At 69.2% G+C, this 19,857-nt stretch carries 20 protein-coding genes and 2 pseudogenes; 17 read left to right on the forward strand and 5 right to left on the reverse strand.

The window, feature by feature from the left end:
* Positions 1–63: 63 nt before the first annotated feature.
* The 14 genes from ACIBCU_RS10995 (at position 64) to ACIBCU_RS11060 (ending at position 12,842) form a co-directional block, all read left to right on the forward strand.
* The gene (locus tag ACIBCU_RS10995) at positions 64–711 is read left to right on the forward strand and encodes an L-threonylcarbamoyladenylate synthase (RefSeq protein ID WP_362936461.1); all 648 of its coding nucleotides are present in this window, start codon (positions 64–66) and stop codon (positions 709–711) included.
* Positions 708–1,349 (forward strand): protein-tyrosine-phosphatase, encoded by a 642-nt coding sequence (locus ACIBCU_RS11000; RefSeq protein ID WP_104789118.1) that lies wholly within the window; start codon positions 708–710, stop codon positions 1,347–1,349. The genes ACIBCU_RS10995 and ACIBCU_RS11000 overlap by 4 nt, the downstream gene beginning before the upstream one ends.
* A gap of 138 nt (positions 1,350–1,487) precedes the next feature.
* Complete coding sequence (gene glyA, locus ACIBCU_RS11005; RefSeq protein ID WP_399230695.1) at positions 1,488–2,768, forward strand: serine hydroxymethyltransferase; 1,281 nt, start codon at positions 1,488–1,490, stop codon at positions 2,766–2,768.
* A gap of 94 nt (positions 2,769–2,862) precedes the next feature.
* Positions 2,863–4,230, forward strand: coding sequence for an MraY family glycosyltransferase (locus tag ACIBCU_RS11010; RefSeq protein WP_362936542.1), 1,368 nt, complete (start codon positions 2,863–2,865; stop codon positions 4,228–4,230).
* A gap of 262 nt (positions 4,231–4,492) precedes the next feature.
* Entirely contained in the window at positions 4,493–4,930 is a 438-nt protein-coding gene (locus ACIBCU_RS11015; protein ID WP_362936467.1) for a hypothetical protein, read from the forward strand.
* Between the two features lie 222 nt (positions 4,931–5,152).
* The gene (atpB, locus tag ACIBCU_RS11020) at positions 5,153–5,968 is read left to right on the forward strand and encodes a F0F1 ATP synthase subunit A (protein ID WP_104789126.1); all 816 of its coding nucleotides are present in this window, start codon (positions 5,153–5,155) and stop codon (positions 5,966–5,968) included.
* Between the two features lie 73 nt (positions 5,969–6,041).
* Positions 6,042–6,287, forward strand: coding sequence for an ATP synthase F0 subunit C (gene atpE, locus ACIBCU_RS11025; protein WP_014048348.1), 246 nt, complete (start codon positions 6,042–6,044; stop codon positions 6,285–6,287).
* A gap of 42 nt (positions 6,288–6,329) precedes the next feature.
* Positions 6,330–6,875 (forward strand): F0F1 ATP synthase subunit B, encoded by a 546-nt coding sequence (locus ACIBCU_RS11030; RefSeq protein ID WP_356738314.1) that lies wholly within the window; start codon positions 6,330–6,332, stop codon positions 6,873–6,875.
* On the forward strand, positions 6,872–7,687 hold the full coding sequence (locus ACIBCU_RS11035; protein WP_362936471.1) for a F0F1 ATP synthase subunit delta: 816 nt from the start codon (positions 6,872–6,874) through the stop codon (positions 7,685–7,687). Before ACIBCU_RS11030 ends, ACIBCU_RS11035 begins: the two co-directional genes overlap by 4 nt.
* Before the next feature lie 147 nt (positions 7,688–7,834).
* The gene (gene atpA, locus ACIBCU_RS11040; protein WP_356318865.1) at positions 7,835–9,406 is read left to right on the forward strand and encodes a F0F1 ATP synthase subunit alpha; all 1,572 of its coding nucleotides are present in this window, start codon (positions 7,835–7,837) and stop codon (positions 9,404–9,406) included.
* 3 nt (positions 9,407–9,409) lie between these two features.
* Positions 9,410–10,327 (forward strand): F0F1 ATP synthase subunit gamma, encoded by a 918-nt coding sequence (locus ACIBCU_RS11045; protein WP_362936475.1) that lies wholly within the window; start codon positions 9,410–9,412, stop codon positions 10,325–10,327.
* A complete protein-coding gene (atpD, locus tag ACIBCU_RS11050; protein ID WP_362936478.1) occupies positions 10,327–11,769 on the forward strand; it encodes a F0F1 ATP synthase subunit beta in 1,443 nt (480 codons plus the stop codon). Before ACIBCU_RS11045 ends, atpD begins: the two co-directional genes overlap by 1 nt.
* Before the next feature lie 109 nt (positions 11,770–11,878).
* Positions 11,879–12,253 (forward strand): F0F1 ATP synthase subunit epsilon, encoded by a 375-nt coding sequence (locus tag ACIBCU_RS11055; RefSeq protein WP_359472776.1) that lies wholly within the window; start codon positions 11,879–11,881, stop codon positions 12,251–12,253.
* Between the two features lie 142 nt (positions 12,254–12,395).
* On the forward strand, positions 12,396–12,842 hold the full coding sequence (locus tag ACIBCU_RS11060; protein ID WP_014154045.1) for a DUF2550 domain-containing protein: 447 nt from the start codon (positions 12,396–12,398) through the stop codon (positions 12,840–12,842).
* Between the two features lie 280 nt (positions 12,843–13,122).
* Here the strand turns inward: ACIBCU_RS11060 and ACIBCU_RS11065 are convergent, their stop codons facing one another.
* From ACIBCU_RS11065 to ACIBCU_RS11075, 3 genes are all read right to left on the reverse strand, one after another.
* Positions 13,123–15,000, reverse strand: coding sequence for a glycoside hydrolase family 18 chitinase (locus ACIBCU_RS11065; RefSeq protein WP_362936481.1), 1,878 nt, complete (start codon positions 14,998–15,000; stop codon positions 13,123–13,125).
* Positions 15,001–15,163: 163 nt separating this feature from the next.
* Complete coding sequence (locus ACIBCU_RS11070; protein WP_399230700.1) at positions 15,164–15,814, reverse strand: response regulator; 651 nt, start codon at positions 15,812–15,814, stop codon at positions 15,164–15,166.
* Complete coding sequence (locus tag ACIBCU_RS11075; protein ID WP_399230903.1) at positions 15,811–17,007, reverse strand: sensor histidine kinase; 1,197 nt, start codon at positions 17,005–17,007, stop codon at positions 15,811–15,813. The genes ACIBCU_RS11070 and ACIBCU_RS11075 overlap by 4 nt, the downstream gene beginning before the upstream one ends.
* Before the next feature lie 150 nt (positions 17,008–17,157).
* Here ACIBCU_RS11075 and ACIBCU_RS11080 point away from each other — a divergent pair, with 150 nt between their 5' ends.
* On the forward strand, positions 17,158–17,715 hold the full coding sequence (locus ACIBCU_RS11080) for a hypothetical protein (protein ID WP_362936490.1): 558 nt from the start codon (positions 17,158–17,160) through the stop codon (positions 17,713–17,715).
* On the opposite strand, the gene ACIBCU_RS11085 is transcribed toward ACIBCU_RS11080, so the two are convergent.
* Positions 17,716–18,288 carry a cob(I)yrinic acid a,c-diamide adenosyltransferase gene (locus ACIBCU_RS11085; protein WP_362936493.1) on the reverse strand — a complete coding sequence of 191 codons (573 nt, stop codon included), beginning with the start codon at positions 18,286–18,288 and terminating at the stop codon, positions 17,716–17,718.
* Positions 18,289–18,301: 13 nt separating this feature from the next.
* Positions 18,302–18,439, reverse strand: a pseudogene (locus ACIBCU_RS11090) (ABC transporter permease); the annotation flags it as partial.
* Between the two features lie 74 nt (positions 18,440–18,513).
* Here ACIBCU_RS11090 and ACIBCU_RS11095 point away from each other — a divergent pair.
* Both ACIBCU_RS11095 and ACIBCU_RS11100 read left to right on the forward strand, forming a co-directional pair.
* Positions 18,514–18,708 (forward strand): annotated as a pseudogene (locus ACIBCU_RS11095) (TetR/AcrR family transcriptional regulator); the annotation flags it as partial.
* A gap of 127 nt (positions 18,709–18,835) precedes the next feature.
* Positions 18,836–19,684, forward strand: coding sequence for a 3-hydroxyacyl-CoA dehydrogenase family protein (locus ACIBCU_RS11100; RefSeq protein ID WP_362936496.1), 849 nt, complete (start codon positions 18,836–18,838; stop codon positions 19,682–19,684).
* The last annotated feature ends 173 nt before the right edge of the window (positions 19,685–19,857 follow it).

Below are 19,857 nucleotides of genomic sequence, written 5' to 3' on the forward strand. Positions count from 1 at the left end.
CGGGACACCGGCACCGCACGAACCCCACCCGACAGACCCGTACACGTCCGAGGAGGCCGGCTGATGGCACGGCGATACGACTGCAACGACGCGACCGACCGTACGACCGGCCTGCGTGAGGCCGCGTCCGCCGTCCGCCGCGGCGAACTGGTCGTGCTGCCCACCGACACCGTGTACGGGATCGGTGCGGACGCCTTCAGCTCGGAGGCCGTCGCCGACCTGCTCGACGCCAAGGGCCGCGGCCGCAACATGCCGACCCCTGTCCTGATCGGCTCCCCGAACACCCTGCACGGCCTGGTCACCGACTTCTCCGAGCAGGCCTGGGAGCTCGTCGACGCGTTCTGGCCCGGCGCCCTGACACTCGTCGCCAAGCACCAGCCGTCCCTCCAGTGGGACCTCGGCGACACCCGTGGCACCGTCGCCGTCCGGATGCCCCTGCACCCGGTCGCCATCGAGCTCCTCACGGAGGTCGGCCCGATGGCCGTCTCCAGCGCCAACCTCACCGGACACCCCTCGCCCGAGGACTGCGACGCCGCCCAGGGGATGCTCGGCGACAGCGTCTCCGTGTACCTCGACGGCGGTCCCACCCCCGGGATCGTCCCGTCCTCGATCGTCGACGTCACCGGCAAGATCCCGGTGCTGCTGCGGGCAGGCGCGCTCTCGGTCGAGGAACTCCGCAAGGTGGTACCCGACCTCGAGGTGGCCAATTGACCGCCCCTGAGGGGCGTGGCATAACGGGGCGGCACGACACCTTCCGCATCCTCCACGTCAGCACCGGCAACGTCTGCCGCTCGCCCATCACCGAGCGGCTGACCCGGCATGCCCTCGTGGACCGCCTCGGCGACCCGCTCAGCGGCGGCCTCATCGTGGAGAGCGCGGGCACCTGGGGGCACGAGGGCGCGCCCATGGAGGCCAACGCAGAGGTCGTCCTCGCCGACTTCGGCGCCGACGCCACCGGCTTCGTCGGCCGCGAGCTCCTCGACGAGCACGTGATCCGCGCCGACCTGGTGCTGACCGCCACCCGCGACCACCGCGCCCAGGTGATCTCCATGGGGCACTCGGCGGGCCTGCGGACCTTCACGCTCAAGGAGTTCACCCGCCTGGTGCGGGCCATAGACCCCGCGACGCTGCCGGACGCCCGTGAGGAGGGCGTCGTCGAGCGCGCCCGCGCGCTGGTGCGCGCCGCGGCGGCCCTGCGCGGCTGGCTGCTGGCACCCACCGCGGAGGCCGACGAGGTCTACGACCCGTACGGCGCCCCCATCACGTTCTTCCGCTCCATCGGTGACGAGATCAGCCAGGCCCTCGATCCCGTCATGACGGCCCTCACCGGGGTTCGCGCCCCGCACTGAGCCGCCTCCGGCCCACGCGCCCCGCCCGGGGTGCGCCGACCGGCGTAGAGGGGCGCCCGGCAGCGGGCAGGCGGCCCGGGGCGGGCCTACATTGGATCTGACGCCACGCACCCCCCTCCTCCAGGCCCGGAGCCCTCGATGCCGGTCACCACTCCAGCCGCACGCGCGGCCGCGCCCATGCCGGACACCGCCATGCCGCAGGACTTCGGCGCCCTGCTCCGCCAGGACCCGGAGATCGGCTCCATCCTGCTGGCCGAGGCGGGGCGGCAGTCGAGCACCCTCCAGCTCATCGCCGCCGAGAACTTCACCTCACCCGCGGTCCTCGCCGCCCTCGGCTCCCCGCTCGCCAACAAGTACGCCGAGGGCTACCCCGGCGCCCGTCACCACGGCGGCTGCGAGCAGGCCGACGCCGCGGAGCGCCTCGCGATCCGGCGGGCGACGGAGCTGTTCGGCGCCGAGCACGCCAACGTCCAGCCGCACTCCGGATCGTCGGCCGTCCTCGCCGCCTACGCCGCGCTGCTGCGTCCCGGTGACACGGTGCTGGCCATGGGGCTCCCGTACGGCGGGCATCTCACGCACGGCGCTCCGGGCAACTTCTCCGGACGCTGGTTCGAGTTCGCCGGTTACGGAGTCGACCCCGACAGCGGACTCATCGACTACGCACAGGTGCGCGCCCTGGCCCGCGCCCGGCGGCCCAAGGCGATCGTCTGCGGGTCGATCTCCTACCCCCGGCACCCCGACTACGAGCAGTTCCGGGACATCGCCGACGAGGTGGGCGCCTATCTGATCGCGGACGCCGCCCACCCGATGGGGCTGATCGCCGGGGGAGCGGCGCCCAGCCCGGTGCCGTACGCGGACGTGGTGTGCGCGACGACGCACAAGGTGCTGCGCGGCCCGCGCGGCGGCATGATCCTCTGCGGTGTCGAGCTCTCGGAGCGGATCGACCGCGCGGTGTTCCCGTTCACCCAGGGCGGCGCCCAGATGCACACGGTCGCGGCGAAGGCCGTCGCGTTCGGGGAGGCGGCCACCCCGGCGTACGCGGTGTACGCCCACCGGGTCGTCGCCCACGCCCGTGTCCTGGCGGCCGCCCTGGAGTCCGAGGGCTTCGAGGTCACCACCGGCGGAACGGACACCCACATCGTCGTCGCGGACCCCGGCCCGCTGGGCGTCGACGGCCGCACCGCCCGCGAGCGGCTCATGGCCGCCGGGATGGTCCTGGACACCTGTGCGCTGCCGTACGGGGACGCGCGGGGGATCCGGCTGGGTACCGCGGCCGTCACAACCCAGGGCATGGACGAGGACGACATGGCGCGGATCGCCGAGCTGTTCGGCGCGGCCGTGCGCGAGGAGGGCGACCCGGGTCTGCTGCGGGCCGAGGTCCGCGGACTTGCCGAGCGCAATCCGCCGTATCCGGGGTAGGCGGTGTGAACTACGTATGTGCAACCGACAACCCGTGGCTCGGCGTCCTTGCTCAGGAGACTAGGGTGTGGGGCTGAGATGGCCGGCGAATTCTGTGGGGCAGCCCGTGCGTGATTACCTGCTGACGCTCTGTGTCACGGCAGCGGTGACCTATCTGCTGACCGGGCCGGTGCGGAAGTTCGCCATCGCGATCGGGGCGATGCCCGCGATCCGGGCGCGTGACGTACACCGGGAACCGACACCTCGGCTCGGTGGCATCGCCATGTTCGGCGGACTGTGCGCGGGGCTGATCGTCGCCGACCACCTGTTCAACCTGAACGGTGTCTTCGAACTCTCCAACGAACCCAGGGCGCTGCTCTCCGGCGCCGCCCTGATCTGGCTGATCGGCGTCCTGGACGACAAGTTCGAGCTCGACGCCCTGATCAAGCTCGGCGGACAGATGATCGCCGCCGCGGTCATGGTCATCCAGGGTCTGACGATCCTGTGGCTGCCCATCCCGGGCGTCGGCACCGTCGCGCTCACCCAGTGGCAGGGCACGCTGCTCACGGTCGCCCTGGTCGTGATCACCATCAACGCGGTCAACTTCGTCGACGGCCTGGACGGCCTCGCGGCCGGTATGGTCTGCATCGCGTCCGCGGCGTTCTTCCTCTACACCTACCGTCTCTGGTACGGCTACGGGATCGAGGCGGCCGCGCCCGCGACGCTCTTCGCCGCGATCCTCATGGGCATGTGCCTCGGCTTCCTGCCGCACAACATGCACCCCGCCCGGATCTTCATGGGTGACTCCGGATCGATGCTGATCGGTCTCGTGCTGGCCTCCGGCGCGATCTCCGTCACCGGCCAGGTCGACCCCGACGCGATGAAGCTCTTCGAGGGCAGCGAGCGGCAGGCGACCCACGCGATGCTGCCGGTCTTCATCCCGCTGCTGCTGCCGCTCACGATCATCGCGATCCCGGCGGCCGACCTGATCCTCGCCATCGTGCGCCGCACCTGGAACGGCCAGTCGCCGTTCGCGGCCGACCGGGGCCACCTGCACCACCGGCTGCTGGAGATCGGCCACTCGCACAGCCGGTCCGTGCTGATCATGTACTTCTGGTCGGCGCTGATCGCCTTCGGCGCCGTCGGCTACTCCGTGCACTCCACGTCGCTCTGGATCGTCCTGGTGATCGTGGGACTCAGCGCCGTCGGCCTGATCCTGCTGCTCATGCCGCGCTTCACCCCGCGCACCCCCCACTGGGCCGAGTCCTTCGTGCCGCCGCGCTACCGGCGCCGCCGGCATGACGGCGAAGGGGAGGCCGACGGCGCCCCGGGCGTTCAACACGGGGCGGAAGGCTCGCAGATGGCCTCCCCGGAGCCGGAACGGGCCTCGGTGTCCGTGGGCGTCTCCGGCGTCAACGGAGCGACCGCGATCGGCCCCCGTTCGCGGTTCACGGATCGGGACCGCGCCGATTCACCGCGTTGACTCCCCGGCGCAGAAGTCCCCATACCAGACAATGCGTCGTGATGTTCTGCACACACGCGCGGGTTAACCCTCATGTGTGACAGCTGGCACACTTTCTGAGTAAAGACCTCATCAAATAGTTTGTGATACCGTTCACGAAGCCCGGTGAGGAGGCCGAAGGACCTGAGTAGCACGGTCCTTTGGCCCGAAGCATCGACTCGGACCGGGCCTACGCTCGTCCCTGACGACCACTGACCACCCCCAGCAACGCGGAGTAACCGCCATGCCGTCCAACGACGCCCGGACTCTCCTCCACACCGCCGTGCCCACTGCTGCCGCCGGTGTCATCGCCGTCGCCGTCAGCGCTGCGCTCGCCGGCGGCAAGGGAGCGATCGGCGCTGCGGTCGGGACGCTGGTGGTGATCCTCTTCATGGGGATCGGACTCGGCGTCCTGCAGCGCACGGCGAAGTACATGCCGCATCTGTTCCAGGCCATGGGGCTGGTGCTCTACACGGTCGAACTGCTGCTGCTCTTCGTCTTCGTCGCCGCCTTCCAGAACACGACGCTGTTCAACCCGAGGGCTTTCGCGGCCTCGCTGATGGCCGCGACGCTCGTGTGGGTCGCGGCGCAGATCCGTGTGCACATGAAGACCAAGATCCTTTACGTCGAGCCGGACTCGTCCGCGGGCAAGACGCCCGAGAACATGGGGTCTTCGACGTGAGGGGTAGGGCCGGGATAAGCGCGCGTTCGAGACCCTGCTATCGTCCGGTGCCAACTGCGGCACTGCGGGCGCGGGCATCAAAAACGGCGCCTGCTTCATTGCGAGGCGTAATGCCTGAGCCGCCCCCCATCCGTAACACCAGTCCAGTGCCGACCAGCGGCTGCTTGCCGCGCCGACACAACGAGGTTGCCGTACCTATGCGCCACGCTGAAGGAGCCCGCGGTGAGTGCTGACCCGACGACGGTGCTCGCCTTCGAGACCGACTGCCACATCTTCGACGGATGCGGCTTCCCGGCTCCTGGCCTGCACTCCTTTGTTTTCGAGCCGATGTTCACCGTTGGCGGCATCGAGATCAACAAGCCGATGCTGCTGGCGGTCCTGAGCACCGTTGTCGTCGTCGGCTTTTTCTGGGCGGCTTTCAACAAGCCGAAGCTGGTGCCCGGAAAGCTCCAGATGGTCGCCGAGGCGGGTTACGACTTCATCCGCACCGGTGTGGTGTACGAGACGCTCGGCAAGCGCGAGGGCAAGAAGTACGTGCCCCTCATGGTCTCGCTGTTCTTCTTCATCTGGATCATGAACCTCTGGGCGATCATTCCGCTCGCCCAGTTCCCGGTGGTCTCGGTCATCGGGTTCCCGGTGGCGCTGGCCGCGATCGTCTACATCCTCTGGGTCAGCCTGACCTTCAAGCGGCACGGTTTCGTCGGCGGCTGGAAGAACATCTCCGGCTACGACCCGTCGATCGGCCCGGCTCTTCCCTTCGTCATGCTCATCGAGATCATGTCGAACCTGCTGATCCGGCCGTTCACGCACGCGGTGCGACTGTTCGCCAACATGTTCGCCGGCCACGTGCTGCTGCTGATCTTCACCATCGCCAGCTGGTACCTGCTGAACGGCATCGGCATCGCGTACGCCGGTGTGTCGTTCGTGATGACCATCCTGATGACCGCCTTCGAGCTGTTCATCCAGGCGCTGCAGGCCTATGTGTTCGTCCTTCTGGCCTGCAACTACATTCAGGGTGCTCTCGCCAAGGAGCACTGAGCAGTCCAGCACCACCCCGATAGTCGTCCGGTGGCCAACCCCCACCGGTTCTGAAAGAGAAGGAAGAAACGGCATGTCCGCTCTTGAGACCCTCGCCGCCGTCAACATCACGGGCAACCTCGGTTCCATCGGCTACGGCCTCGCCGCGATCGGCCCCGGCGTCGGCGTCGGCATCATCTTCGGTAACGGCACCCAGGCGCTGGCCCGCCAGCCCGAAGCTGCCGGCCTGATCCGTTCGAACCAGATCCTCGGCTTCGTCCTCTGTGAGGCGCTCGCCCTGATCGGTCTCGTCATGCCCTTCGTCTACCCGGTCGACTAAGTCGCGGCATTCCGACTGCCCGATGCGACGAAAGGCATTGATGTGAACGCCCTACAGCTGGCGGCCGAGGAAGAGATCCAGAACCCGCTGCTCCCGGCGATCCCCGAGATCGTCATCGGCCTGATCGCCTTTGTCATCGTCTTCGGTTTCCTCGCCAAGAAGCTCCTCCCGAACATCGAGAAGGTTCTGGAAGAGCGCCGCGAGGCGATCGAAGGCGGGATCGAGAAGGCCGACGCGGCCCAGACCGAGGCCCAGAGCGTTCTTGAGCAGTACAAGGCTCAGCTCGCCGAGGCACGCCACGAGGCCGCCCGTCTGCGCCAGGAGGCGCAGGAGCAGGGTGCCGTCATCATCCAGGAGATGAGGGCGGAGGGTCAGCGGCAGCGCGAGGAGATCATCGCGGCCGGCCACGCCCAGATCGAGGCCGACCGCAAGGCCGCGGCGTCCGCGCTGCGCCAGGACGTGGGCACTCTCGCCACCGCCCTGGCCGGCAAGCTCGTCGGCGAGTCCCTCGAGGACCACGCCCGGCAGAGCGGCACCGTCGACCGTTTCCTCGACGAGCTCGAGGCGAAGGCCGAGGCCGTCCGATGAACGGAGCGAGCCGCGAGGCGCTGGCCTCCGCACGCGAGCGTCTCGACGCACTGACCGACTCCACGTCGGTCGACGCGGCGAAGCTCGCCGAGGAGCTGGCAGCCGTCACCGCGCTGCTCCACCGCGAGGTATCGCTGCGCCGGGTCCTCACCGACCCGTCGCAGGGCGGCGAGGCCAAGGCCGAGCTGGCCGGACGACTGCTGCGCGGTCAGGTGGGCGGCGAAGCCGTGGACCTGGTCTCCGGCATGGTCCGCTCCCGCTGGTCGCAGTCGCGTGACCTGGTGGACTCGGTCGAGGAACTGGCGAACACCGCGGACCTCACCGCGGCCCAGCGCGCCGGTGCGCTCGACGACGTCGAGGACGAGCTCTTCCGGTTCGGCCGGATCGTCGGCTCCGACGTCGCGCTGCGCTCCGCCCTGACCGACCGGAAGGCCACGGCCTCCGCCAAGAGCGAGCTGCTCCGCAGCCTGCTCGGCGGCAAGGCCCGGCCCGTCACCGAGCGCGTGATCACGCGCCTCGTGACGCAGCCCCGAGGACGTAGCCTGGAGGCGGGACTCGAGTCCCTGTCCAGGCTCGCCGCGGAGCGCCGGGACCGCATGGTCGCCGTCGTCACCTCGGCGGTGCCGCTGTCCGATCGCCAGAAGCAGCGCCTCGGCGCCGCCCTGGCGAAGATCTACGGCCGGCAGATGCACCTGAACCTGGACGTGGACCCCGAGGTCCTCGGCGGGATCTCGGTGCGCGTCGGTGACGAGGTCATCAACGGCACGATCGCGGAGCGCCTCGAAGAGGTCACCCGCAGGATGGCCGGCTGACAGCGCGCAGCGCCCACACCGCACCAACTGAACGAGCAAGAACAGCGGCCCGGTTGGGCCGTGCAGAAATTGCAGAAGATTCCTGGGGGTCGCCCCCAGACCCCTTTGAGAAACTTCGGGCCCAACAAGGAGAGCAGGGAACCCCAGATGGCGGAGCTTACGATCCGGCCGGAGGAGATCCGGGACGCACTGGATAACTTTGTCCAGTCGTACCAGCCGGACGCGGCCTCGCGCGAGGAGGTCGGGACGGTCAGCGTTGCCGGCGACGGCATCGCGAAGGTGGAGGGCCTGCCCTCCGCCATGGCGAACGAGCTGCTGAAGTTCGAGGACGGCACCCTCGGTCTCGCCCTCAACCTCGAGGAGCGCGAGATCGGTGCGATCGTCCTCGGCGAGTTCAGCGGGATCGAGGAGGGCCAGCCGGTGCAGCGCACCGGTGAGGTGCTCTCCGTCGGCGTCGGCGAGGGTTACCTCGGCCGCGTCGTCGACCCGCTCGGCAACCCGATCGACGGTCTCGGCGAGATCGCGACCGAAGGACGTCGCGCCCTCGAGCTGCAGGCCCCTGGCGTCATGGTCCGTAAGTCGGTGCACGAGCCGATGCAGACCGGCTACAAGGCCGTCGACGCCATGGTGCCGATCGGCCGTGGCCAGCGTCAGCTGATCATCGGCGACCGTCAGACGGGTAAGACCGCTCTGGCCGTCGACACGATCATCAACCAGCGCGACAACTGGCGCTCGGGCGACGTGAACAAGCAGGTGCGCTGCATCTACGTCGCCATCGGTCAGAAGGGCTCCACCATCGCCTCCGTGCGCGGTGCCCTCGAAGAGGCCGGCGCGCTGGAGTACACGACCATCGTCGCCGCCCCGGCGTCCGACCCGGCCGGCTTCAAGTACCTGGCGCCGTACACCGGCTCGGCCATCGGCCAGCACTGGATGTACGACGGCAAGCACGTCCTCATCATCTTCGACGACCTCTCGAAGCAGGCCGACGCCTACCGCGCCGTGTCGCTTCTGCTGCGCCGTCCGCCGGGCCGCGAGGCCTACCCGGGCGACGTCTTCTACCTGCACTCGCGTCTGCTGGAGCGCTGCGCCAAGCTCTCCGACGACATGGGCGCCGGTTCGATGACGGGCCTGCCGATCGTCGAGACCAAGGCGAACGACGTGTCGGCGTTCATCCCGACCAACGTCATCTCCATCACCGACGGCCAGTGCTTCCTGGAGTCCGACCTGTTCAACGCGGGTCAGCGCCCGGCGCTCAACGTCGGTATCTCGGTCTCCCGAGTCGGTGGCTCCGCCCAGCACAAGGCCATGAAGCAGGTTTCCGGCCGTCTTCGCGTGGACCTCGCCCAGTTCCGTGAGCTGGAGGCGTTCGCCGCCTTCGGCTCGGACCTGGACGCGGCATCCAAGGCGTCGCTGGAGCGCGGTAAGCGCATGGTCGAGCTGCTGAAGCAGCCGCAGTACGCCCCGTTCCCGATGGAGGAGCAGGTCGTCTCCGTCTGGGCCGGCACCACGGGCAAGATGGACGACGTCCCGGTCGAGGACATCCGCCGCTTCGAGAGCGAGCTGCTGGAGTACCTGCGCCGTGAGCGCAAGGACCTCCTGACCAGCATCGCCGAGGGCGGCAAGATGTCCGACGACACGCTGCAGTCGATCGCCGACGCGATCGCCGCCTTCAAGCAGCAGTTCGAGACCTCGGACGGCAAGCTCCTGGGCGAGGGCTGATCGATGGGCGCTCAGCTTCGCGTTTACAAGCGCCGCATCCAAGCCGTCACCGCGACCAAGAAGATCACCAAGGCGATGGAGATGATCGCCGCCTCGCGCATCGTCAAGGCGCAGCGCAAGGTGGCGGCGTCGATGCCGTACGCGACCGAGCTCACCCGTGCGGTGACCGCGGTGGCGACCGGCTCCAACACCAAGCATCCGCTCACCACCGAGGCCGAGGCTCCGGCCCGGGCCGCGGTCCTGCTCCTCACGAGCGACCGCGGTCTGGCCGGCGGCTACTCCTCCAACGCCATCAAGGCGGCGGAGCGGCTGCGGGAGCGGCTGGCGGCCGAGGGCAAGGAGGTCGACACGTACATCGTCGGCCGCAAGGGTGTCGCGTACTACGGCTTCCGTGAGCGCAAGGTCTCGGAGTCGTGGACCGGCTTCACCGACAGCCCCGAGTACTCGGATGCCAAGAGGATCGCCGCGCCCCTGATCGAGTCCATCCAGAAGGACACGGCCGAGGGCGGCGTCGACGAGCTGCACATCGTCTTCACGGAGTTCGTGTCGATGATGACGCAGAACGCGGTCGACGGCCGGATGCTGCCGCTCTCGCTCGACCAGGTCGCGGAGGAGAACACCGGTAAGGACGAGATCCTTCCGCTGTTCGACTTCGAGCCGTCGGCGGAGGACGTCCTCGACGCCCTTCTGCCGCGCTACGTCGAGAGCCGTATCTACAACGCACTGCTGCAGGCCGCCGCTTCCGAGCACGCCGCCCGCCGCCGTGCGATGAAGTCGGCGACCGACAACGCCGGGGATCTGATCAAGAGCCTCTCCCGGCTTGCCAACGCGGCCCGCCAGGCCGAAATCACCCAGGAAATCAGCGAGATCGTCGGCGGTGCAGGTGCGCTGGCCGACGCGTCCGCGGGGAGTGACAAGTAATGACGACGACAGTTGAGACGGCCGCTGCCACGGGCCGCGTCGCCCGGGTCATCGGCCCGGTCGTCGACGTGGAGTTCCCCGTCGACGCGATGCCGGAGATCTACAACGCCCTGCACATCGAGGTCGACGACCCGGCCGAGGCCGGCGCTCGTAAGACGCTGACCCTGGAAGTCGCCCAGCACCTGGGCGACGGCATGGTCCGCGCGATCTCGATGCAGCCCACCGACGGTGTGGTCCGCCAGGCCCCGGTGGTCAACACGGGCGAGGGCATCACCGTCCCGGTCGGTGACATCACCAAGGGCAAGGTGTTCAACACCCTCGGTCAGATCCTGAACGAGCCGGAGGCCGAGGCGCAGATCACCGAGCGCTGGCCGATCCACCGCAAGGCCCCGGCCTTCGACCAGCTCGAGTCGAAGACCGAGATGTTCGAGACCGGCCTGAAGGTCGTCGACCTGCTGACCCCGTACGTCAAGGGCGGCAAGATCGGTCTGTTCGGTGGTGCGGGCGTCGGCAAGACGGTCCTCATCCAGGAAATGATCATGCGTGTGGCGAAGCTGCACGACGGTGTGTCGGTGTTCGCCGGTGTCGGCGAGCGCACCCGTGAGGGCAACGACCTCATCGACGAGATGACCGACTCGGGCGTCCTGGAGAAGACCGCGCTCGTCTTCGGCCAGATGGACGAGCCGCCGGGCACCCGTCTGCGGGTCGCGCTGTCCGCCCTGACCATGGCGGAGTACTTCCGCGATGTGCAGAAGCAGGACGTGCTGCTCTTCATCGACAACATCTTCCGCTTCACGCAGGCCGGTTCCGAGGTCTCCACGCTGCTCGGCCGCATGCCGTCCGCAGTGGGTTACCAGCCGACCCTGGCCGACGAGATGGGTGTGCTCCAGGAGCGCATCACCTCGACGCGTGGTCACTCGATCACCTCGATGCAGGCGATCTACGTCCCCGCGGACGACCTGACCGACCCGGCCCCGGCCACCACGTTCGCCCACCTCGACGCGACGACGGTTCTCTCCCGTCCGATCTCCGAGAAGGGCATCTACCCGGCCGTGGACCCGCTGGACTCCACGTCCCGCATCCTGGACCCGCGTTACATCGCGCAGGACCACTACGACACGGCCAGCCGTGTCAAGGGGATCCTGCAGAAGTACAAGGACCTCCAGGACATCATCGCGATCCTCGGTATCGACGAGCTGGGCGAGGAGGACAAGCTCGTTGTCCACCGTGCCCGTCGCGTCGAGCGCTTCCTGTCGCAGAACACCCACGCCGCCAAGCAGTTCACCGGCCTGGACGGTTCGGACGTTCCGCTCGACGAGTCGATCGCCGCGTTCAACGCGATCTGTGACGGGGAGTACGACCACTTCCCCGAGCAGGCGTTCTTCATGTGCGGTGGCATCGAGGACCTCAAGGCCAACGCCAAGGAGCTCGGCGTCTCCTGAGCCTCCGGCTCACCGAGGGGGGTGGGTGTGTCCCGCCCCCCTCACCACGCCCCGTAGAATTGAACCGACACCCGGCACGACCGCCGGGTGGTGACCCGAGGAGCCACCCTTGGCTGCTGAGCTGCATGTCGAGCTGGTCGCCGCGGACCGCAGTGTCTGGTCCGGCGAGGCCACCCTCGTTGTCGCACGTACCACGTCCGGCGACATCGGCGTCATGCCCGGTCACCAGCCGCTCCTGGGTGTGCTGGAATCGGGCCCCGTGACGATCCGTACGAGCGACGGCGCGACTGTTGTCGCCGCTGTGCACGGCGGTTTCATCTCGTTCGCGGACAACAAGCTCTCGCTGCTGGCGGAGATCGCCGAGCTTGCTGACGAGATCGACGTCCAGCGCGCCGAGCGTGCGCTGGAACGCGCGAAGTCGGACACGGACGCCGGTGCCGAGCGCCGCGCGGACGTACGACTGCGTGCGGTGGCGGCGCACTGAGCGTCCCCACAAGGAGTTTTTGACTCAGCCGCGGCCCGAGCTGGAGAGATCCAGACCGTGTCGCGGCTGAGGCGATGCAGGTGCAGTCCGGTTCGGCCGGTTTCGGTATCCGTTACTCGACGATGCGAGGAGGTCGGTGGAGATGGTCCTCGCTCTGTGGGTTGGCGGTCTGGTCGTCGTACTGGTCGCGGTGGGTCTGTTCGTCTTCGGCCTCCGCAGGCGGCTGATCCAGCGCTCCGGCGGAACCTTCGACTGCAGCCTGCGCTGGGACGTGTCCGAGGAGCCGGATCCGTCCGGCAAGGGCTGGGTGTACGGGGTCGCCCGCTACAGCGGTGACCGTGTCGACTGGTTCCGGGTCTTCTCCTACTCGCCCCGTCCGCGCCGCGGGCTGGAGCGCTCCGCCATCGAGGTGGTCGCGCGCCGGCTGCCCGAGGGCGAGGAGGAGCTGGCGCTCCTGTCCGATTCCGTCGTGCTCGGCTGTCTCCACCGGGGGACGCGCCTGGAGCTGGCGATGAGCGAGGACGCCCTGACCGGCTTCCTCGCCTGGCTGGAGGCGGCGCCTCCCGGCCAGCGAGTCAATGTGGCTTAAATCAAGGATTCTCGCTGGTTGGGGGTCCCCCCGGACGGAGTCTGGGGGAGAGTCAATGTGGCTTAAATCAAGGATTCTCGCTGGTTGGGGGTCCCCCCGGACGGAGTCTGGGGGAGAGTCAATGTGGCTTAAATCAAGGGTTCTCGCTGGTTGGGGGTCCCCCCGGACGGAGTCTGGGGGAGGGCGAACGTCGCCTGACGTGGAGCATGCGAAAGCCGGGGAGACAGGGGGCGGACCTGTCTCCCCGGCGCTTTTCCGGGGTGCGACTGCCTCGTAGGGGTTAGTTGAGGCCGCTGTCCATCGCGCTCACGAGCTCACCGTTCGCGGTGTCACCGCTGAACTCCCAGAAGAACGCCCCGCCCAGCCCCTGGCTGTTCGCCCAGGCCATCTTGGACGTGATCGTCGCCGGGGTGTCGTAGCTCCACCAGTTGGTGCCGCAGTGGGCGTACGCCGTCCCGGCGATCGTGCCGGTGGCCGGGCAGCTGTTCTTCAGGACCTTGTAGTCCTCGATGCCGGCCTCGTACGTCCCCGGGGCCGCCCCGGTCGCCGTTCCGCCGGGTGCCGCCTGGGTGACGCCGGTCCAGCCGCGTCCGTAGAAGCCGATGCCGAGCAGCAGCTTCTTCGCCGGGACGCCCTTGGCCTTCAGCTTGGCGATGGCGGCGGCGGAGTTGAAGCCCTCCTGCGGGATGCCGCTGTACGAGTTGAGCGGGGAGTGCGGGGCGGTCGGGCCCTTGGCCTCCCAGGCGCCGAAGAAGTCGTACGTCATGACGTTGTACCAGTCGAAGTACGCCGCGGCGCCCGCGTAGTCGGCGGCGTCGATCTTGCCGCCCGCCGAGCCGTCCGCGGTGATCGCGGCGGTGACCAGGTTGTTCGTGCCGAACTTCGTGCGCAGCGCCGAGGAGAGGTTCTTCAGCGCGGCGGGCCCGCTGGTGTCACAGGTGAGACCGCAGGCGTTGGGGTACTCCCAGTCGATGTCGATGCCGTCGAAGACATCGGCCCAGCGGGGGTCCTCGACCAGGTCGTAGCAGGACTGGGCGAACGCGGCCGGGTTCTGCGCCGCGGCACCGAAGCCGCCGGACCAGGTCCAGCCGCCGAAGGACCAGATGACCTTGATGTGCGGGTACTTCGCCTTGAGCTTGCGCAGCTGGTTGAAGTTGCCGCGCAGCGGCTGGTCCCAGGTGTCGGCGACGCCGTCGACCGACTGGTCGGCGGTGTAGGCCTTGTCGTAGTCGGCGTAGGCGTCACCGATGGTGCACTTGCCGCCCTGGACGTTGCCGAACGCGTAGTTGATGTGCGTGATCTTCTCGGCGGAGCCGGAGGTCACGAGGTTCTTGACGTGGTAGTTGCGCCCGTAGACGCCCCACTCGGTGAAGTAGCCGAGGTTGACCTTGCCGCCCGGGCCGGGGCCGGGGTCCGTGGTGCCGGTGGTGCGGACGGCGACCGAGGCGCTGACCGGGCCGGTCTGGTCAGCGGTGTCACGGGCCTGCACCGTGTACGAGTAGGCGGTGCCCTTGGTGAGGCCGGTGTCGGTGTACGTCGTCGTGGTCACCGTGGCGACCTTGGCGCCGTCGCGCAGGACGTCGTAGTTCTTGATGCCCTTGTCGTCGGTGGCGGCGCCCCAGCTGAGCTTCGCCGAGGTGTCGGTGATGTTGCTCGCGGTGGGGGTGCCGGGCTTGGACGGGGCGCTGTCGCCGGGGACGCTGCCGCCGTCACAGGAGGCGCCGTTCAGCTTGCAGCCGGTGGGGGAGCCGGTGCCGGTGCCGTTGAAGCCGAAGCTGATGCTGGCGCCCGGGGCGACCGTGCCGTTCCAGCCGACGTTCTTGGCGGTCCAGTGGGTTCCGGAGCTCGTGACGGAGGCGTCCCAGGCGGAGCCGACCGCGGTGCCGGAGGGGAAGTCCCACTCGATCGTCCAGGAGGAGAGGGCCGTGGTGCCGGTGTTCTTGACCGTCCACTGGCCCTCGAAGCCGGTGCCCCAGTCGGACTTCTTGACGTACGTGGCGGTCGCGGAGGTGGCGGCCTCGGCAGGGGAGGCCAAGCCGACCATCGCGGCGAGGGGAAGCAGGAGCGCGGTGAGGGCCGCGACCGTCCTCGACCTGGTGGTGGTGGCTGTGCGTCTCCATCTGAGACGGGGGAGGCGTACGGGGTTGTCAGTGCTCAACGGTGCTCCTCGGGTGAGGTCCGGCAATCGGGGTGGTCCGTCAAACCCTGCGTCGCCCTGAGCCCGCTTTGTCATGGCGTACTCACCGCAGTGTGTGTCCGGTGAGATTAGGAAGGTCTGGACCAATCGTCAAGAGGTCCAGACCAAAGTTCCGCGCCAGGGGTCAGAGACCCAACTCCTGGGCGAGTACCGCCGCCTGCACCCTGTTCCGCAGCTCCAGCTTCCCCAGCAACCTGCTGACGTGCGTCTTCACCGTCGCCTCCGCCATCCGGAGCCGCCCCGCGATCTCCGCGTTCGACAGCCCCTCCCCGAGGCAGCCCAGCACCTCCCGCTCCCGGCGCGTCAGCGGGGCGAGCGCCTCGCGGCCCGGCCCGTCCGCGCTGCGTGACGCGGTGGCCCCGGCGAACTCCGCGATCAGCCGCCGGGTGACCGCCGGGGCGATCAGGCCCTCCCCGCGCGCCACCGTGCGCACCGCCTCGAGCAGGTCCTTCGCGTCGGTGTTCTTCAGCAGGAAGCCCGACGCGCCGGCGCGCAGCGCACCGAAGACGTATTCGTCCAGGTCGAAGGTGGTCAGCACCAGCACGTCCGCCAGCCGCTCACCCACGACCTGCCGCGTCGCGGACACCCCGTCGAGCCGGGGCATCTGCAGATCCATCAGCACCATGTCCGGCCTGAGTTCACGGGCCAGGCGCACGGCCTCCTCCCCGTCCGCCGCCTCGCCCGCCACCTCGATGTCCGGAGCGCTGCCCAGGATGAGCACCAGCCCCGCGCGCACCGCCGACTGGTCCTCCGCGACCAGCACCCGGATCGTCATGTGCGGTACGTCCTCTCCTCGACGGGCAGTTCGGCCCGCACCAGCCAGATCTTCGTGCCGTCGCCCCGGGGACCCGGCCCCGCCTCGATGCTCCCGCCCAACAGCGCCACCCGTTCCCGCATCCCCACCAGACCGGCCCCCGAACCGGGTGCGCGCGGCCCCGGCCGATCGCCCAGCACGCTGCTCACCTCGACCGTCAGCACCGCGCGCGAACGCTCCAGCCGGACGGCCACCGGGCCGGGCGCCGCATGCTTCAACGCGTTCGTCAGCGACTCCTGCACGATGCGGTACGCCGCCAGCTCCACCGGTGCGGGCAGCGGCCTGGACTCCTCGCGGGCGTCGTCCAGGGTGACGGTGAGCCCGCTGGACGCGGAGTTCGCGCCCGCCTGCCCCACGAGGTCGTCCAGGGAGGCGAGCGTCGGAGCCGCGCTCGGCGGCCCGGCCGCGCCGCTCTCCCTCAGCAGCCCGATCAGGCGCCGCATCTCGGCCAGCCCGTCGACGCTGTTCTGCCGGATCACCCCGAGGGCCTCGCGGGAGGTGCCCGGATCGTCGATGGAGAGCGCGGCGGTGGAGTGGATGGCGATCGCGGAGAGATGGTTGGCGACCATGTCGTGCAGCTCGCGGGCCATCCGGGAACGCTCGGCGGTCACCGCCTGGGCCCGGTCCATCTCCGCCAGCAGCGCGGTCTGGTCGGCACGCAGCCGGGCCGCCTCGGCGGCGTCCCGGTGGTTGCGCACACCGGCACCGGTGAGGGCGGGGCCGAAGGAGACCATGCCGACGACGATCCCGATGAGCACGGCGTCCGCCGACGGCGCCCAGGCGATGAAGCCGACCGTCGTGGCGACCGTGACGAGCAGCGTGATCACCGGAATGCGGCGTGAGGCGGCGGGCGTGGAGTACAGCACCGCCGCGTACACGAGGTCCGTGAACAGCAGCAGGGTCGCGAGGCTCCCCACCGTGAACTGGTCGGCCACCAGTGCGAGGGTGCCGACCGCCAGAGCGGTGAGCGGGGCGCTGCGTCGTAGCAGTTCGAGGGCCGACATCACCACGAGCGGCAGCAGGGACACCCAGGGGGCGTCGAAGAGCCGGCCGTTCTGGATGTGGATGCCGATCAGCCACAGGATCACACCGCCGGACAGCCCGGTGACCGCGAGCAGGACGTCGTCGCGATGCGGGCGCGCAAGGGAGAACACTCCCTCATCCAACACGGCGCCGGCCCGCACCACGTCCGTACCCGGGGTGAGGCGCGGGTACATCGAAGGATGCAGTCACGTTTCGTCACTGCTGACGACGATCCGGCGCCGTACGGCAGGGAGTCTGGAGGGGAGCGAAGGGGGAGTGCCGTGATCGTCACACTGATCGTGCTCTGCGAGGTCGGATTCTGGGTGCTGCTGGCCGCCGGACTCGCGCTGCGGTACGTCGCGCGGAAGCCGCGGCTGGGCGCCGCCGTCCTGCTGTGCGAGCCCCTGCTGGAGGTCGTCCTGCTGGTGGTGACGGCCGTCGACCTGAAGAACGGCGCCGAGCCGGACTGGAAGCACGGCCTGGCCGCCGTCTACATCGGCTTCACGGTGTGGCTCGGTCACTCCACCGTCAAGTGGGCCGACGCCAGGGTCGCCCACCGCTTCGCGGGCGGCCCGCCGCCGGTGAGGCCCCCGAAGTACGGGATGGCGCGGGCCGCCCACGAGTGGCGCACCGCCGCCCGCTGGATCCTGGCCTCGGTGACCGCCATGGCCCTGCTCCAGGCGGCGGTCTGGTACGTCGGCGGGGACGGGAACACCGAGTCGCTGCAGATGTGGCAGCAGAAGATGCTCTGGGTGATCGGGATCAACCTGATCATCGCCGTGGGCTACACCGTCGCCCCGAAGCAGGAGCCGAAGGACCGGGTCGGGGCGGGCCGCTGATCAGCGCTCGCCGCCCGGCACCCACAGCACGTCACCGACCTCCTTGTTCGCCGTCCTGGCGAGGATGAACAGGAGGTCGGAGAGGCGGTTGAGGTAGGTCGCCGTCAGCACGTTCATCACCTCGCCGTGCACCTCCAGGGCCGCCCAGGTGGACCGCTCGGCGCGCCGGACGACCGTGCAGGCCTGGTGCAGCAGCGCCGCCCCCGGCGTCCCGCCCGGAAGGATGAAGCTGCGGAGCTTCTCCAGCTCCTCCAGGAAGGTGTCGCAGTCCGCCTCCAGCTTGTCGATGTAGGACTGCTCCACCCGCAGCGGCGGGTACTTCGGGTCCTGCACCACGGGCGTGGACAGGTCCGCGCCCACATCGAACAGGTCGTTCTGCACACGGACGAGGACCTTCACGACGTCCTCGGTGAGGTTCCCGAGCGCGATGGCCGTACCGATGACGGCGTTGGCCTCGTTGGCGTCGGCGTAGGCCGAGATCCGCAGATCGGTCTTGGCGGTCCGGCTCATGTCGCCGAGGGCGGTGGTGCCCTTGTCGCCGGTACGGGTGTAGATGCGCGTCAGATTGACCATGGGGTCAGCGTAGTTAGGCTCCGGCCCTGCGGAAGACACGCGTGCCGACCGTCACAGCCAGAAGGGCGAACGCGAGCGCCACCAGCGCCCCGTACAGCATGTGCGCCGTGGCGTACGAGCCGGTGTACGCGTCCCGCACCGCGTCCACCAGGTCGCCGAGGCCGAGACGGGCCGCCGGCTCGGCCGTGCGCGCGATCGCGTCGGCCGTGCTCAGCCGGTACAGCCGGCGACCCGGTCCCGGATCTGGTGGCCGGTCAGCTCTCCTGGGTGCACAGCACGCTCATGGCGTACATCGGGCACGAGATGGTCGCGGGCCGCAAGCCGGAGGAGGTCTCGCGCGACGCTCTCGCCCTGCTCGACGGCATGGAGGAGCTCCTCGGCGAGAAGGTGCTCAACTACGCGCGGCGCGCCGCCGCCTGACACCGGACGGTGTGATGTCCGTCATGTGAGACGTGACGCGCATCTCTTCAGGGCCTCACGGCCCCTCGCGGGTACTAATCTCCGCCGGAGAGCATGCGAACGACTGAGATGCATTGGGGTGCGAAACGTGGCCAGGAAGCTCGCCGTCATCGGCGCCGGACTCATGGGGTCCGGTATCGCGCAGGTCTCCGCCCAGGCGGGCTGGGACGTCGTACTGCGTGATGTCACGGACGAGGCCCTGGCGCGCGGGCGCGGCGGCATCGAGACCAGTTACGGCAAGTTCGTCGCCAAGGGCAAGCTGGACGAGGCCGACGCCGAGGCCGCGCTCGCCCGGATCACGACGACCACCGACCTCGACGCCGTGGCGGACGCCGACGTCGTCGTCGAGGCCGTCTTCGAGAAGCTCGAGGTCAAGCACGAGATCTTCCGCACGCTCGACAAGGTCGTGCGGGAGGACGCCGTCCTCGCCTCCAACACCTCTGCCATCCCGATCACCAAGATCGCGGCCGTGACGGAGCGCCCGGAGCGGGTCGTCGGTGTGCACTTCTTCTCGCCGGTCCCCATGATGCAACTCTGCGAGCTGGTGCGCGGCTACAAGACCAGCGACGAAACGCTCGCCACCGCGCGGGAGTTCGCCGAGTCCGTGGGCAAGACCTGCATCGTCGTCAACCGCGACGTCGCGGGCTTCGTCACCACCCGGCTGATCTCGGCGCTGGTCGTCGAGGCGGCCAAGCTGTACGAGTCGGGCGTCGCCTCGGCCGAGGACATCGACACCGCGTGCAAGCTGGGCTTCGGCCACGCCATGGGCCCGCTCGCCACGGCCGACATGACCGGCGTGGACATCCTCCTCCACGCGACCGGCAACATCTACACCGAGTCCCAGGACGAGAAGTTCGCCGCTCCGGAACTGATGCGCCGGATGGTCGACGCAGGTGACATCGGGCGCAAGAGCGGGCAGGGCTTCTACACCTACTGATCACGACCGGGTCCCCGGCTGCCTGATGTGCCGTCAGTCAGAGCCGGAGATCCGGGGTCCGGCGCCGTCAGGCGCGCGGATTCAGTGGGTATCGCCGGACCAGCTTCACCCCTCGGGGTGAATTCGGTATCGGTTCGCTTACAGACGGCAACTTCCCTGTCGCTGCGGCAGTC

Origin of the sequence: Streptomyces sp. NPDC051064 (assembly GCF_044455985.1) — a bacterium.
Taxonomy (GTDB): domain Bacteria; phylum Actinomycetota; class Actinomycetes; order Streptomycetales; family Streptomycetaceae; genus Streptomyces.